Annotated in this window: 9 protein-coding genes and 1 pseudogene; 6 read left to right on the top strand and 4 right to left on the bottom strand. The window is 68.9% G+C overall.

Annotation, left to right across the window (positions count from 1 at the left end):
- Positions 1 to 88 precede the first annotated feature (88 nt).
- The 3 genes from AC1VNH_RS13135 to AC1VNH_RS13125 all read right to left on the bottom strand — a co-directional run bounded on the left by AC1VNH_RS13135 (position 89) and on the right by AC1VNH_RS13125 (position 3,559).
- Positions 89 to 1,000 carry a carbohydrate ABC transporter permease gene (locus AC1VNH_RS13135; RefSeq protein WP_483111851.1) on the bottom strand — a complete coding sequence of 304 codons (912 nt, stop codon included), beginning with the start codon at positions 998 to 1,000 and terminating at the stop codon, positions 89 to 91.
- A 73-nt stretch (positions 1,001 to 1,073) separates the two neighbouring features.
- A complete protein-coding gene (locus AC1VNH_RS13130) occupies positions 1,074 to 2,411 on the bottom strand; it encodes an ABC transporter substrate-binding protein (protein ID WP_483111850.1) in 1,338 nt (445 codons plus the stop codon).
- Between the two features lie 125 nt (positions 2,412 to 2,536).
- A complete protein-coding gene (locus tag AC1VNH_RS13125) occupies positions 2,537 to 3,559 on the bottom strand; it encodes a LacI family DNA-binding transcriptional regulator (RefSeq protein WP_483111849.1) in 1,023 nt (340 codons plus the stop codon).
- A gap of 212 nt (positions 3,560 to 3,771) precedes the next feature.
- Between AC1VNH_RS13125 and AC1VNH_RS13120 the strand changes: the two genes are divergently transcribed.
- From AC1VNH_RS13120 to AC1VNH_RS13110, 3 genes and pseudogenes are all read left to right on the top strand, one after another.
- Positions 3,772 to 7,275 carry a hypothetical protein gene (locus tag AC1VNH_RS13120; RefSeq protein WP_483111848.1) on the top strand — a complete coding sequence of 1,168 codons (3,504 nt, stop codon included), beginning with the start codon at positions 3,772 to 3,774 and terminating at the stop codon, positions 7,273 to 7,275.
- A 777-nt stretch (positions 7,276 to 8,052) separates the two neighbouring features.
- Positions 8,053 to 8,370: a transposase gene (locus AC1VNH_RS13115; RefSeq protein WP_483111847.1), complete on the top strand. Its 318-nt coding sequence runs from the start codon at positions 8,053 to 8,055 to the stop codon at positions 8,368 to 8,370.
- A 763-nt stretch (positions 8,371 to 9,133) separates the two neighbouring features.
- Positions 9,134 to 9,913 (top strand): annotated as a pseudogene (locus tag AC1VNH_RS13110) (type 2 periplasmic-binding domain-containing protein); the annotation flags it as partial.
- Between the two features lie 61 nt (positions 9,914 to 9,974).
- On the opposite strand, the gene AC1VNH_RS13105 reads toward AC1VNH_RS13110, so the two are convergent.
- Positions 9,975 to 10,940 carry a LacI family DNA-binding transcriptional regulator gene (locus tag AC1VNH_RS13105; RefSeq protein WP_483111845.1) on the bottom strand — a complete coding sequence of 322 codons (966 nt, stop codon included), beginning with the start codon at positions 10,938 to 10,940 and terminating at the stop codon, positions 9,975 to 9,977.
- A gap of 53 nt (positions 10,941 to 10,993) precedes the next feature.
- Between AC1VNH_RS13105 and galT the strand changes: the two genes are divergently transcribed.
- The 3 genes from galT to AC1VNH_RS13090 are packed head-to-tail and all read left to right on the top strand — an operon-like array spanning position 10,994 to position 15,572.
- Positions 10,994 to 12,160 (top strand): galactose-1-phosphate uridylyltransferase, encoded by a 1,167-nt coding sequence (gene galT, locus AC1VNH_RS13100; RefSeq protein ID WP_483111843.1) that lies wholly within the window; start codon positions 10,994 to 10,996, stop codon positions 12,158 to 12,160.
- Complete coding sequence (galK, locus tag AC1VNH_RS13095) at positions 12,157 to 13,344, top strand: galactokinase (RefSeq protein ID WP_483111841.1); 1,188 nt, start codon at positions 12,157 to 12,159, stop codon at positions 13,342 to 13,344. The genes galT and galK overlap by 4 nt, the downstream gene beginning before the upstream one ends.
- 38 nt (positions 13,345 to 13,382) lie before the next feature.
- A complete protein-coding gene (locus AC1VNH_RS13090) occupies positions 13,383 to 15,572 on the top strand; it encodes an alpha-galactosidase (RefSeq protein WP_483111840.1) in 2,190 nt (729 codons plus the stop codon).
- Positions 15,573 to 15,577: the final 5 nt, after the last annotated feature.

Raw genomic sequence — 15,577 nt, 5'->3', positions numbered from 1 at the left:
ATCGGATAGCGCCGCCGCCGCCGAGGAGGACGTGGCGCTGCAGAGCGGGATGTCGGGGCCGGGACTGTGCCCGGCCGTGTCGTCGTGGTCACAGCTTGGCCTCTCTCTTGCGCAAGTACCACAGGGCCAGCAGGCTCACGATGCCGACGATGGCGAACTGCACCATCGAGATCGCGGCGGCATAGCCTTGCGACTGGGACAGCGTGGTCCCCGACGCTCCGCCGAAGCCCTGCACGAAGACGAGGAGCGAGAGCACCTGCGTGGACTTGTTGCTGGGGCCGGTGAGGACGTAGGTGAGCTGGTAGCTCTGCAGCGCATTGACGATGCCGAGCAGGACGTTCGCGGTGATCGACGGTGCGAGCATGGGGATCGTGATGAACCGGAACCGTTGCCAGCCGGAGGCCCCGTCGATCGATCCGGCCTCGTAGAGCTCTTCGGGGATGGCTTGCAGGCCGGAGAGGAAGATGATGACGGAGATGCCGACGATCATCCAGATCTGGACGACGATGACGAGGGCCAGCGCGATCCTCGGGTCCCCGAAGAAGGCGGACTGTTTGCCGAACAGCGAGAGGAAGCTGGCCGCGGGGCCGCCCGTGACGTTGAACATCAGAGACCACACCAGGCCGGTCACGGTGACGCCGAGGACGGTGGGCATGAAGACGACCGCGCGGTACAGGTTGCGGCCGCGCAGCGGGCGGTTGAGCAGGATCGCGATGCCCAACGCGAGGACGATTTGGATCACCGTGCTGACGATCGCGAAGACGAGGGTGTTGCGGAGCGCGTTCGCACTGTCGGCCCACTTGGCAGGCGAGAAGAAGCTGATGTAGTTCTCCACGCCCACCCAGTTGACCGGCAGGTAGGGCAGCCCACGCAGATCGGTGAACGAGACGACCAGCATGCCGACAGCCGGGACGAGACCGAACACGGTGAGCACGATCAGCCCGACCGTGAACGTGATCCGGACCGGCCCGCGACGTGGGAACGGGAAAGATTGAGACACGATGACCTCGAGGAAAGAGAGCGTGGCGCCGCCCCGGCGCTCGTGGTGAGCGCCGGGGCGGCGCGTGGGCGGTTTAGAAGGCGGCCTTCCACGCGGTCTGGGCGGCGGCGGCGGCCTGAGCCGCGTCGTCGGAGCCGAGCGGCGCGAGTGCCGGGTAGTTGAACGGGTAGACGGCGTCCTGGCCGGCCTTGTTGTTCGCAACCCACTTCTGGTCCCAGGCGGGCTGGAACGTGCTGGTGTACTGCGCGATCGAGTTCAGGAAGTCGCTCAGGGCGATGTCCGGCTCGGCGGGGGAGAAGCCGGCGCGGTCGACGAACTGCTTGTAGTTGTCGGGGTCGGAGAAGTAGTCCATCCACGCGAGCGCGGCGGCCTTGTTCTTGGTTCCCGAGGCGATCGCGAGCTGAAGCTCGATCTTGCCGTTGAGGAAGGCGTTGTCGGCGGCGTCGTCCGAGGCCGGCAGCGGGAAGTAGCCGTAGTCGAAGGCTCCCGCGACAGCCGCCTGGATCGTGGGCTCGTTCCAGGTGCCGTCGATCGTCATCGCGTAGTCGCCCTTCGCGAAGCCGGCCGGGATCTCGTCATAGCCCGTGCCGGCGAAGTTCGCCTGCGCGTTCTGGAAGATCGTCTCGGTCTTCTCCAGCACCGACACCGGCTCCGGGTCGGTCAGGCTGACCGTGTTCTTCCAGAAGCCCTCGACGAGCTTCTCCTTGTCGCTCACGTCCGGGTACGTGGAGCCGACGACACCGAGCATCGCGAGGCCCGCGGGCCAGGTGTCCTTGCCGCCGATACCGAAGGGTGCGACGCCGCTGCCCTTGAGGGTCGTCATGACGTTCTCGAGCTCGCTCCAGGTCGTGGGCACGGAAAGCCCATTCGCCTCGAAGATCGCCTTGTTGTAGTAGACGCCCGTCGAGTAGCTGAGGCCCGTCGGAACGACGTACTGCTTGCCGTCGATCGCCTGCGAGTCCAGGACGCTCGGAGTGAAGCGCTTCATGAAGGGCTCGTCGGTCAGGTCCAGCAGTCCGCCGGACCGGGCGAGGAGCACGTCGTCAGAGGTGGATTCGGCAGCGAACTCAGGGACCTCGACGACGTTCTTCGCGACGAGGATGTCCACGTTCCCCGCGGTGAGGCGCGAGGACTTCGTTGCCGGGTAGTTGTCGTTGGACACCGACGAGAAGGTCACCTTCACGTCGGGGTACTTCTTCTCGAAGCCCTCGTTGATCAGCTTGAACGCGGCATCCGACGCGTCGGCGCTGGAGACCAGGATCTGCAGGTCGCCGGATACGGCACCGTCGCCCGACGGCGTCCCGCTGTTGTCGGATGAGCATGCTGCCAGGGCGCTGACGGCAACCAGTGCGGTTGCCAGGATTGCTCCGTGACGGATCAGGCGCCTCGCGCGCAACTTCTTCGTTGCCATGTGTGGATCTTCTCCTCAGTAATTGCGACCTTGGGGGTCCGACTTGCCGAAACGTTTCGGTTACGTCAGCATGCCACGCTCACCTCCTGGCCGCAACCCTGCGGTGGCAGATCGTGGCCAGATGCTCAGTGCACGCGAGGCGCGGGACCCGTCGACGAGCGCACGACGAGCACCGCGGGTTCGATATCCGCATCCGCCGCCGGAGTGCCGTCGATCAGCTCGAGCAGGATGCGTGCCGCCTCATAACCCGTCCGGCGCGGCTGGGTCTGCACCGTCGTGAGGGACGGGCGCACGTACTCTGCGAGTTGGATGCCGTCATAGCCGGCGACGGACAGGTCACCCGGGATCTCGAAGCCCAGATGCTGAGCCTGTGCCATGAACCCCATCGCAGACAGGTCGTTGGCGCAGATCACTGCGGTGGGACGCAGCCGCACCGACAGCATGGAACTCGCGGCCTCGATGCCGCTCTCGTAGGTGAAGGATGCCGGCACCAAGGGTCCGGGGCGCAGTCCCCTGGCCTCGAGGGCGAGCCGCCAGGCCATTTCACGCTGGCGAGAGTGGATGAAGCGCGGGGGACCGCTGACGAAACCAATCGAGGTGTGGCCGAGCCCCACGAGATGGTCGACCAGCTGCTCGATCGCCGCCCCATGGTCCTGGCGCACGCTCGGCAAGGGGAATCCGGGCTCGGGGTTGATGCCGACCGCGGGGAGGCCGAGCTCCTGCACGAGAGCGACGCGCGGATCGTCGATCTCGATCTCGTTGAGGAACACGCCGTCGACGCGCTTCCCCGCAGCGAGGCGACGGTAGCGTTCGAGCGTCCCCGCGGCGTCGGAGCTCGTCTGGAGAACGAGCGCGAAGTCGCGTTCGTCGATCCACGACTCGATGCCGTTGATGAAGGCGCCAAAGAAGGGGTCGAGCTCGAGCACGTCGGGATTGCGGTGCACGACAAGGCCGACGGCGAACGTCTTCTTGCCGGCGAGGCTCTTCCCCCGCACCGATGGCACGAAGCCAAGTTCATCTGCGGCGAGCAGGATCTTCTGGCGTGTCTGCTCCGACACGCCGGGGCGGCCGTTCAGCGCGCTCGACACTGAGCTGATCGCGACGCCGGCGCGTGCCGCGACGTCGGTGATCGTCACGCGACCGGGCATGCGTCCTCCGCTCCTCGGTTCATTCCTCCGACACTAGATCACCGCGTGCGGTTCTCGAGAGGAGTTCGTAGCCGAAGGTCTGTTCGGCTCTCACGTCCACCGTTTCTTGACACCGCTTCCGGTCGTCAATAGGGTTGCCGCGAACCGAAACGTTTCGGTTTCCATCGTGCCCTCTCGTTCTGGGTGACGAAACGATCAGACAAGGAAGACTGATGACGCACAGATCCCTCTTTCGGCGCACCTCCAGAACGGCGGTGACGATCCTCGCAGCGGGCGCGCTGATGCTCCCCGCTGCGACTGCCTTCGCCGAATCGCCGTCCGCCCCCGCTCCGAACCCCGGCCCCGTCACCGTCGCCGACCTCGCCGACTCGAGCGCCGCACAGCAACGGTGGCTCTCCGAGCCCGACTCGCGCGTCGCGCTCAACCCGAGCCACAGCCAGACCGACGACACCCGCCCGAAGGCCGACAACAGCCTGGACACCATGTTCTACGGCGATCAGCGAAAGCGCACGGCCGACGGTGTCGTCCGCAACTCCTTCACCGCGACCGATGCCCCGACCTCGCTCGCCGCCCTCTACGACGAAGGCGACACCACTCCCACGCTCAGCGAAGGCTTCAACGCCGACAGCGCGACGCACTGGCGCAGCACCAACAACGGCGGAGCACTCACAGTCGGCGCCGGCGGCGGAACGGTCGCCCCCGGCGGCGGGAAGGACTGGGGCGCGGTCGGGCGCGACGTCGTCCTGGATGTCGACGCAGATCCCGTCCTCCTCGTCTCAGTCGCTGCCACGACAGGCAAATGGGCACTGAAGATCGCCCCCGACGGCCAGCCCGACATCGTGGTCCAGACCGACACCGCCGCCACCGGAACCTTCGCCTATGACCTGAAGGCTCTGAACGTGCACAGCGGCAAAGTGACCGTAAAGCTCTTCGCGTCGAACAACGGCACGGCCACCTTCCGGGGCCTGTCTGTCCACGCCCGCCCCGGATTGGTCGAGGACTTCTCCGATCTGGGCGCCTGGAGCACGAACGTCCAGTCCAACAACGGCGCGACCATCGCGCGAGCCGCCTCGGGCGTCGGCGCGACCGTGACGAGCGCATCCAGCTCGGGATTCGGCGCGGTCGCCCGGGCCGTCACCGTGAACCTGACCGACAATCCCGTGCTGACCGTCGCCGTCGGGCCCCTCAGCACGGGGTCGAAGTGGGCCTTGAAGCTCACCGGCGCAGACGGCAACGGCGACTTCGCCGTCATCCAGGACGACACCGACGCGACCGGCGTCTTCAGCTACAACCTCGCTGCTCTCACCGGGCGATCCGGCACGCAGACGTTCGGTATCAAGCTGTTCTCGACGAAGACCCCGGTCCCGACGTCTGCCACCTTCACACGACTCTCCCTGCACGGGTCGAACGACTGGCTGCAGAGTCCCAGCGATTACACGAACACCTGGAATCCCCAGTCGCTCGACTGGACGGGAACGTACGGCGGCTCCGGCTCGTACTCGACCAGCGACGTCTTCGTCGATGCCACCACCGTGTCGCGCCTAGTGTCGCCAGCGAACCTCACCGCCGGCAGCCCGACCCTCGCGGGTCGCTTCTCCGGCGTCGCGGGCTGGGACACGGGCGTACGCGTGTTGACGGTCGCCGCCGACAACTACACGCGCGCGGTGGGCTTCCCCGCCGGCGCAGAGGTGCTCTTCTACGACTCGCCCGGTTCTGCGTCTCAGGGCGCCGGGGGGACGTCGTCGCCGACGTCGACCAGCACGGCATGGGTCGCCGTCCTTCCGAACGACGCCAACAGCGCCATCGGCCTGGGATACGCGTACGGAACAGGTGCGGACGCGACGAGCGCAGCCGCGGCCAGCGCCTCCCGGGGTGCGGACGCCTCCGTGGTCGCGGCTGCGCTGCAGACTCGCACGGATGAGTGGAACGCGTACCTGGCTGCTGTGCCGGCCGTAGAGCAGTACACGCTTCGCGCTGTCTCGGCGGAGGGCACGACGGGAGAGGACATCCGTGCGATGTACTACCGCTCCTTCGTGAACCTGAAGCAGACCGTCGTGCCTCCGCAGCCCGAGAGCGGCATCAGCCACGCGCAGGTCGCCACGGGCAAGGCCGCGACCTACAACGGCGGGTCGGAGCGCAACCGCGCCTCGGCGAGCTGGGACTCGCTGCTCGGCATCCAGTACCTCGGCTACACGGAGCCCGCCCTCGCCTGGGACTCGCTCGTGGGAATGATGGCCGACGTCGAGGCAGACGGCGGCTTGAACGGCGAGTCGCTTCCCAGCCGCAAGGCTCAGACGGCGTGGATGCTGTACTCGATCACCGGTGACAAGGACAAGCTCGCCGAGGTCTATCCCGCCATCAAGGCGCACATGGGCTGGTCGAGCGAACACCTCGCCTGGAACATCGACTCGCACTACCCGGGGGGCGGCGTCCCGGCTTCACAGGAGCGCGATGCCGAGTTCGTGAACTCGCTCGCCATCGACCTGGACTACGCCGCCGAGAGCGCTCGGGTCCTCGGCCTCGACGCCGACGCGGCGTCGTTCCTCGCGCTGCAGAAGACACTCCTCGCGCAGTACCAGGAGTGGTTCTTCATGACCGACGGCAGGGCGGTGCAGTACTACTGGACCAGCAAGCCCGACGCTACATACGACCAGCGCAAGGGCACCGTCAACTACGTCGGCACCGGTCTGCACCTTCCCGGCCTCACCGACGCGGAGACGACGGCCATCATGGCCCGGTTCGACGCGGAGTACGACCCGGTCGCGCAGTTCGCCGGCACGGCATCCGACTCGATCAAAACGCCGGACGCGCAGTTCGTCGCGTACGGCCTGATCGAGCACGGTCAGGCGCAGAAGGTTCAGGTCTATCTCGAGTCGACGCTGCGCGACATCACCCGCACCAACCGGTTCAGCGAGGTGTATCAGCAGGGCAAGAACCCCGGTGACGCACCGATCTCGCGGGGTGAGAGCCCGACGACCTTCGGCATGGCCCACGTCATCGACAATCTGTGGATGCTGAACGGGTACCGTTCCGACGAGGGCACGCCGACCTTCGTGCGGCTGCCGGGGGCGACCGGCGGAGTATCGGGACTGCACCATCTCGGGCGATCCTTCAGCATCGACCTCGACGGCACCCAGGTCGTGCTCGGCGGCGACGCCGCAGCTCAGCCGGGTGTGTGCGATCGGGTCGATGCGCCCGAGGGGCAGCCGATCGAGCTGACCACGACCTGCGGGTCGCTGACGCTGTCGGCGGACACCGTGCAGGCGGGGCAGAAGGTCACCGTGCGAGCGGGAAAGCTGCCGGCGACGACATCCGCCCGGATCGAGCTGCACCCCGACCCCGTGCTGCTGGACGAGGCCACGACTCGCGACGACGGCACGTTGGAGCGGACGGTCCTGATTCCGGCGGACGTCCCCGTGGGCCGTCACACGATCGTCGTGACCTCGGGTGTCGTGGTGGCGCAGGCCGACATCACAGTGCGTGCCCCGCAGGTGTCCGGCGGTGGTGACGGCGGGACGACGCCGAACACCGGCGGCGGCTCGGGCGTCTCCAGCGGCGGGGCGGGCGGCTCCGGGTCGCTCGCCTCCACCGGCGGCGACGTCGTGCTGTGGGCCATGTCGGGCGGCCTCGGCCTCCTCGTTCTCACGGTCGGGATCGTGATGGTCGCACGCGCGAGGAACCGATCGAGAGCGATCGCACACGACGAGAACGTCTGAGCCCGAACCAGCGCGGGGCGGGTCGCACTCTTCGTGCGGCTCGCCCCGCGCCGCTTCGACGTAACAAGCACTACCGTAGGCGCGGAGCGAGCCCCAACGGAGCGCTTCCGCAATGCGCTGCCCCCGGCAGGCCCCGATGTTGATCGTTGCTTTCGCGTTGGTCTTGCAGATCACCCGGCGGATCTCGACGTCGTAGAGCCTGTCGCAGAATGCCGTATTCGAGCGTCACCAGTGATGGAGGATCTGGTGACCGGGACCGCGGGGGCAAACTCGACGATTCTCCTGGCAAGCGCTCAGGCTTTGGCGGTGTGGGTCTTCCGAATGTTGTAGGCGGCTGCTGCGGGGTTCAGCTCACCTCGGACTGCATCGAGTCCTCTGCGAGAGAGTCGGCTGAGGATTGTTTGAGGGTTCCGATGATGGGCTCGACGGTCGCGCCGCGACGCTTGCAGGTGGCTGGTCCCTGGGCCATCCGGAGCCAGTGAGCCATCGCTTCGCGTGGAGTCGCCCTGGCAGGCGAACGCGTCTACCTCCAGGGTGACGTCACCAACGGCGCGATCCGTGGTAACCGGTTCGTTCGGACGGCGAAATGGCTCGCCTCGGACCGGGCCTACGATCGCAACTGGGCGATCCGCAGCGACGCCGCGGCCCTCCAGCTCTGCGGCCGTCGCCGAGCGCCGGTCGGCGCTTGCGGCCAACGGTCTGAGTGGCCGTGTCGCGCATCAGAGTATGTGGCAGGGGTAGTTAGTTGCTGATGCAGCGCCCCTAGGTCTGATCATCATGAGTCGTCCCCCGACGATCCCTGCGGAGAAGAAGCTCCGCATTGTGTTGTCTGTGTTGCAGGGTGAGATCTCGATCGCTGAGGCGGCCCGCCGCGAGAAGGTGTCTGAGCAGGCGATCGGGAGCTGGAAGCGGCAGTTCCTCGAGGGTGGGAAGGCCGGGATCGACGCGGGCAAGTCGAAGCCGTCCACCCGGGAGCAGCAGCTCGAGGACGAGGTCGCCGAGCTGACCCAGGCCCTCAGTGAGGCAGCGGTCGAGATCCGAGTGTGGAAGAAGTCCGCCGAGGGCCGGCTGGGCCCTTCGAGGACCTCGAGGTGATCCGCACCGATGCGGGCATGTCGACCGCGAGGTTCTGCCGCCTGATCGACATGCCCGAACGGACCTGGCGGCGTGGGCAGGCCAAAGCCCGCACCGATCGGCCGCCGAAGGGCCCCTGGCCGCAGCCGTCTCGCAGCGCCGTCCGGGACGTCGTGGTCCGGCACGCGGCCGCGCATCCTGCGTGGGGTCACCGGAAGGTCTGGGCGATGACCCGCCGTCACGGGTACCGGGTCTCGCAGGCGACCGTGCTGCGGCTGCTGCGCGACGAGGGCCCGCTCCTGGAGGCGAACCACCAGCGGGAGCGTCGCAAGCTCGCCGAGCGCCGCAAGGCCGCGTTCGCGACGGAACCGACGGGCCCGAACCAGGTGTGGCAGCTGGACTTCTCCGAGCACGAGACCACGACCGGCGGAACCTGGCGGATCGCATCCTGCCGGGACTACCGGGCCAAGTACGAGTTCGACGCGCACGTGTCCCCGACAGCGAACAAGCACGACGCCGTCGCCGCGGTCGAACTCGCCCTCGCTGAGGCCGAGGCACTGATGGGACACCCACTGATCGACGACTGCGAGGTCAACGAAGCGACCGGCGAGCTGCTACCGGTCGTGACGATCGTCACTGACAACGGTGGCCCGTTCCGCTCGTTCACGTTCGAAGCGTTCATCGCCGCGCACCCCGAGATCCGGCACGTCCGCACGAGAGTCCGAACGCCGGGTCAGAACGGGTCACGTGAACGTGGCTTCGGGACGATGAAGTACGAGTGGCTGCCGCGAAGAAGATCCGCGCTCTCGGCGGCTACATCACCAACTTCTCGCAGTCCGACATCAACCAGTTCGCTGGCTTCGTCTGGCAGGCCGGCGGGCAGTGGTTCGACAACGGCTCCGACGGCTGGAAGGTCTCGCTGACCGACGACGCCTCCACCAAGGTCGCCGACTACTGGCAGGACCTCATCTCCGAGGACCTCGTCAGCACGTACCCGGCATGGACCGACGAGTGGAACAACGCCTACAACTCGAGTCAGGTCTGGACGTGGAACTCGGCCGTCTGGGGCGCCAACTCGATCTCCAGCGGCGCACCCGACACGTCCGGCAAGTGGTCGGTCGCGCAGATGCCGCAGTGGAAGGCCGGCGACGCCGTCTCCGGCAACTGGGGCGGCTCCTCGATCGCCGTGCTCAAGGGCAGCAAGCACCCGTACGAGGCGTCGAAGTTCGCTCTGTGGCTGAACACCTCGGATGAGGCGCTGACGGCGCTGAACAAGGCCGCCAACATCTACCCCGCGACCACCGAGGGCCTGAAGCTCCCGTCGCTGGCCGAGGGCGTCGACTTCTACGGCGGACAGAAGATCTACGACGTGTTCGCGCAGGCGGCCACCGAGGTCACCCCCGACTTCGCGTGGGGCCCGACGATGACGCAGACCTACGCCGACGTCTCGGACGGCTTCAAGGCCGCCGTGTCCGGTTCGGGGACGCTCGCCGACGCGCTGCAGAAGGGTCAGGACTCGACCATCAAGACGCTCGAGTCGCAGTCGATCCCGGTCCAGAAGTAACACCGACCGTGATGCCCCGGGATGCCGCCGCATCCCGGGGCATCACGCGTTTCGGATCGCGTCAGGCACTGTCGCGGACGACGAGCGTCGCGCCGATCTCCTGCGCGGATGCGGCCTCGTCCGTCTCGATCATGCGCACGAGCACCTCGACGGCGCGAGAGCCCAGTGCGTCGAAGTCCTGCCGCACGGTCGTCAACGGGGGGCGGTACTCGGCCGCATCCACGATGTCGTCGAAGCCGACGACCGCGACGTCCTCGGGCACACGGCGGCCCGCGTCGGCGAGGGCGCGCAGCAGCCCGAGAGCCATCTGGTCGTTCGCGACGAAGACGGCGGATGCGGCGGCGAACGCCGCCCCGCGCTCGTAGCCCGAGCGGGAGGTCCAGTCGCCGCGCTGCGGCTCGGGGGCCTTGATGCCCGCCTCGGCGAGCTCCTCGCGCCAGCCGCGCTCGCGCTCGGACGCCGCGAAAGAGGTCACCGGGCCGGCCAGGTGATGCACCGTGCGATGACCGGCATCCAGCAGGTGCCGCGTCGCGAGACGCGCGCCGCCCGCGTGATCGGTCTGCACGATCGTGAAGCGGTCGTCGGGCGGCGAGTCGACCACGACGAGACGAAGCCCCGCGGGCGGCTCAGCACCGCGGGCGAGTCGCGTCGCCTCGTTCAGGACGACGGCTCCGTCGACACCCTGATCGCGCAGCTGCGAGAACGCCTCCGCGATGTCGCGGGTGCCGGCGACCGTGACGATCGCGAGCGCGTAGTCGCGTACGGCTGCGGCCTCCGCGATCGCCTGCAGCATGCGCGAGTTACCGACCGAGGCGAGCGTGGACACGACGAGGCCGATCGTGCGGGTCTGCCCGGTGCGCAGCGCCCTCGCCGCGCGGTGCATCCGATAGCCCAGCGCGCTCATGGCCGCCTCGACCCTGGCGCGGGTGGCCGGGTCGACGCGCGGACTCTGGTTGACGACGCGCGAGACGGTCTGCGCGGAGACGCCCGCGTGTGCGGCGACATCCGCCATCGATACCCGAGCCATCGCACCCCCGTCGTCATGTTGACGATATCACGCCCGAAATGTAGCGTGTTATCGTGAACACACCTCAGCAGGATGTCGCACTCCTCGGTGCGGGCGTCGTGAAGCGACCCACGCGCCTCGCCGACGGCCGCGAGCTCATCTACTACGACGATCCCGACACCACCCTTCCGCCCGAGCGCAGCATCGATGCCCGCGAGCTGGCGCCGCGTCCGGAGACCGCGACGATGCGCCTCGACGTGCTGACCGGCGACTGGATCTCCATCGCCGCCAACCGTCAGAACCGCGCGTTCCTGCCGCCGGCGGAACTCGACCCCCTCGCCCCGCAGACACCCACGAACCCTTCGGAGATCCCGTCGCGCTACGACGTGGCGGTCTTCGAGAACAAGTCGCCTTCGTTCGGTCCGGCCCTCGCCACAGCGACCGACGACGTCCCGGCGGCGGTCGACCCGCCGCGGAGTCTCGCAGACCTGGCCGAGTACGGGCTCGGCCGCACCCGCACCTCCGTCGGGCGCACCGAGGTCGTGTGCTTCAGCCCGGAGCACGCCGGCTCCTTCGGCACTCAGACCGTGACTCGCGCACGCACCGTGATCGAGGCATGGGCCGACCGCACGGCAGCGCTCTCGGCGCTGCCCGGCATCCAGCAGGTCTTCCCGTTCGAGAACCGCGGGCGGGAGATCGGCGTGACCCTGCCGCATCCGCACGGGCAGATCTACGCCTACCCGTACGTCACCCCGCGCACGCAGCGACTGCTGGCCGCGCTCGAGCGCACCGGCGACGACCTGTTTGACCGCATCCTCGAGATGGAGTCGCAGAGCGAGCGCGTGATCCTCACCGGCGAGCACTGGACCGCCTTCGTGCCGTTCGCCGCGCGATGGCCCCTGGAGGTGCACCTCGTGCCGCACCGCCACGTCGCCGACTTCGCCGAGACGAACGACGCCGAGCGCGACGAGCTGGCGCCGCTGTATCTGCGGCTGCTGCGCGGCGTCGATGCGCTCTACGACACCCCGACGCCCTACATCGCGGCCTGGCATCAGGCCCCCGTGCACACCGGACGCGCCGGCGCTCGCCTGCATCTCGAACTGACCTCGCCGCGCCGCGCGGCCGACAAGCTGAAGTACCTCGCCGGAAGCGAGGCGGCCATGGGCGCCTGGATCGGCGACGTTCCGCCCGAGACCGCCGCCGCACGCCTGCGCGAGGCCGTAGAAGGAGTATCACTGTGACCCAGACGGATGCGGCCGCCGCCGCCCGCGACCTGTTCGTCGAGCTGACCGGGAGCGCGCCGGTCGGCCACTGGTCGGCGCCCGGCCGGGTGAATCTCATCGGCGAGCACACCGACTACAACGACGGCTTCGTGCTGCCGTTCGCGATCGAGCACCGCACCCACGTCCAATTGGGTCTGCGCGAGGACGGCCGCATCCGCGTCGTGTCGACGTTGGACCCGGTGCCCGTCGAGGTTGCGCTCGACCAGCTCGACGCGCTCTTCCCCGAGGGCCGCGACGACGTACCCGAGTGGTCCACGTACCCGCTCGGCGTCGCATGGGCACTGCTGGCGGCGTCGGGGCGGGAGGCGTCGAGCGTCACCGGCGTCGACATCGCGATCGCCTCCGACGTGCCGGTGGGGGCAGGACTCTCCTCCTCCGCCGCGATCGAGGGCGCCACCGCATCCGCTCTCAACGACGTGTGGGAGCTGGGCCTGGACCGCGTAGCGCTCGCGAAGGTCGGCCGCGTCGCCGAGAACGAGGCGGTGGGCGCGCCCACCGGCATCATGGACCAGATGGCCTCGATGCTCGGCGAGCGGGATGCAGCGATCTTCCTCGACTGCCGCACGCTGGACACCACGGTCGTCGATCTCGGCTTCGCGGCCGCAGGTCTCGAGCTGCTGGTCATGGACACGAACGTGAAGCACTCGCACTCGACCGGCGGCTACCGCGACCGCCGCGCGTCGTGCGAGCTCGGGGCGTCGATCATGGGCGTTCCGGCGCTTCGCGACGTGCACGTCGAGGACCTCGAAGAGGCACGGACGAAGACCGACGATGTCACCTTCCGGCGGATGCGGCACGTCGTGACCGAGGACCAGCGCGTGCTCGACACCGTCCGGACGCTCCGCGAACAGGGCCCGCGTGCCATCGGCGAGCTGCTGCTCGCTTCCCACGCCTCCATGCGCGACGACTTCGAGATCTCGGTTCCCGAGCTCGACACCGCGGTCGAGGCAGCCATGGCAGCGGGGGCGATCGGCGCGCGTATGACCGGCGGCGGCTTCGGCGGCGCGGCCATCGCGCTCGTCGACGCGGACCGGATCGATGCGGTGTCGGATGCGGTGCGCCGCGCCTTCGCCGACGCCGGGTTCACCGCCCCCACGATCTTCACCGTGACCCCTTCGGCCGGCGCACACCGCGACGCCTGATCGGCCGCGACGACCTCCACCCGCGCGAAGGAGCACCGATGCACCGCGACGACGACACGACTGCGCACCTGCGCGCCGCAGGTGTGAGCCTGCTGATCGAGCTGACCGACCCGGTTCCCCGCATCCTGCACTGGGGAGCGGATCTCGGCGACGCCACCGATCTCGGCGCGGGCATGCGTCTCACGGGTGCTCCCGCCGTCCTGAACAACGCGCCGGATGCGGCCCGCACGTTCACGATCTGGCCGAGCGAGCGCGACGGCTGGTCGGGGAGCCCTGCCCAGTCCGGTCACGCGGGCGGTGCGGCCACGACACCTCGTCCCCGCCTCGTCGATGCGCGGGTGTCGCACGAGGAGGCGGGGGGCGGCCTGATCCGCATTCTGCTGCACGACGAGGTCACCGGTCTGGACGGTGAGGCGACCTACGCCCTCGATCGCTTCGGCGTTCTGAGCGTCGCCCTCTCCGTCACGCGTCCGGGCAACGAGCACACCGACGCGCTCTACGATCTGGAGGCGCTGCGCGCCCTCCTGCCGGTTCCCGCCCGCGCGAGCGAGGTACTCGACTTCTCCGGCAAGTGGGTGCGCGAACGCTCGCCGCAACGCGGTGCCTTGCGCGACGGCAGCCACGTGCGGCGCGCGCGGCGCGGCAAGCCCGGGCACGACTCACCGTTCCTGCTCGCGCTGGGAACACCGGGGTTCGGCTTCGGGCACGGTGAGCTCTGGAGCGCGCATCTCGCGTTCTCGGGCGATGCCGAATACCTCGCCGAGAGGCTGCCCGAGAGTGCGGGGGCGCTGCGCTCGGTGATCGGCGTCGGCGAGCTCCTCCGCGCCGGCGAGATCCGTCTCGCGCCCGGTGACCGCTACGACGCCCCGCTCGCGATCTTCACCTGGTCGGATGCGGGCCTCGACGGTCTCTCCGACCGCCTGCACCGGCGCCTGCGCGCGCGTGCCACGCATCCCTCCTCACCCCGACCGCTGACGCTCAACACCTGGGAGGCGGTCTACTTCGACCACAACCTGACGCGTCTGTCCGCGCTCGTCGCGCGCGCCGCCGAGGTCGGCGTCGAACGCCTCGTGCTCGACGACGGCTGGTTCCGCCATCGCCGCTCCGACCGCGCCGGCCTCGGCGACTGGTACGTCGACGAGGGCGTCTGGCCCGACGGGCTGGGCCCCCTGGTGGAGCAGGTACGCGCCGCGGGTATGCAGTTCGGCCTCTGGTTCGAGCCGGAGATGATCAGCCCGGACTCGGACCTCGCGCGCGAGCATCCGGAGTGGATTCTCGCCCCCGCCGAAGGTCTCGGCGGCACGTCTCGACACCAGCAGGTTCTCGACATCGCCCACCCGGAGGCGTGGAACCACCTGCTGGAGCGGGTCAGCTCGCTGGTCACGACGTACGACATCGACTACATCAAGTGGGATCACAACCGCGACCTGCTCGAGGCCGTCGCGCACCGCGCCGACGGCGACCGCCCCGCGGTCCACGCGCAGACCCTCGCGCTGTACCGGCTGCTCGACGAGCTGCGGCGCCGGCATCCCGCGCTCGAGATCGAGACGTGCTCTGCGGGCGGCGGGCGAGTGGATCTCGGCATCCTGGAACGTACTGACAGAGTCTGGGCATCGGACTGCAACGATCCCGTCGAGCGGTCGCAGATCGAACGCTGGACGCGCCTGGTCGTTCCGCCCGAGCTGATCGGCTCGCACCTGGGCGACGCCGAAGCGCACACGACCTCGCGCGTCACCGATCTGTCGTTCCGGTTCCTCACGGCGCTCACCGCGCACGCCGGGATCGAAGCGGACCTGACCCGCCAGGACGACGCACAGCTGGCAGCGACGCGCGCCTGGGCAGATCTCTACCGGGAGCTACGCCCCCTCGTACACAGCGGCCGCATCGTCAACGCGGACCTCATCGACGACGCGACGCAGCTCACCGGGATCGTCGCGCAGGACGGATCGCGCGCGCTCTTCACCTGGGCTCGACTGTCGAGCTCCGCCGACGGTCAAGTCGGCCGCATCCCGTTCCCCGGGCTCGATGCGTCAGCGCGGTACGGCATCCGCATCCGCACCGAGGTCGGGCTGGCGAAGCGTCGCGACGTCGCGCCGTCGGAGTGGATCAGCCGCGCCCTCGAGGAAGAGATCGTGCTGGCGGGCGCTGTCCTGGCGACCGCAGGCGTTCCGCTGCCGACGCTGGATCCGCAGCAGGCGATGCTCTTCGACGTGCGACGCCTCGACTGACCCGG

The sequence above is a fragment of the Microbacterium sp. KU4F genome (assembly GCF_056868075.1).
This window is presented reverse-complemented; position numbering and strand designations above follow the sequence as displayed.

Bases quoted from the DNA above. Each gene is read 5' to 3' on its own strand.
- AC1VNH_RS13105 (WP_483111845.1), bottom strand. From the start codon at position 10,940: ATGGCTCGGGTATCGATGGCGGATGTCGCCGCACACGCGGGCGTCTCC.
- AC1VNH_RS13120 (WP_483111848.1), top strand. From the start codon at position 3,772: ATGACGCACAGATCCCTCTTTCGGCGCACCTCCAGAACGGCGGTGACG.
- AC1VNH_RS13115 (WP_483111847.1), top strand. From the start codon at position 8,053: ATGAGTCGTCCCCCGACGATCCCTGCGGAGAAGAAGCTCCGCATTGTG.
- AC1VNH_RS13090 (WP_483111840.1), top strand. From the start codon at position 13,383: ATGCACCGCGACGACGACACGACTGCGCACCTGCGCGCCGCAGGTGTG.
- AC1VNH_RS13125 (WP_483111849.1), bottom strand. From the start codon at position 3,559: ATGCCCGGTCGCGTGACGATCACCGACGTCGCGGCACGCGCCGGCGTC.
- AC1VNH_RS13130 (WP_483111850.1), bottom strand. From the start codon at position 2,411: ATGGCAACGAAGAAGTTGCGCGCGAGGCGCCTGATCCGTCACGGAGCA.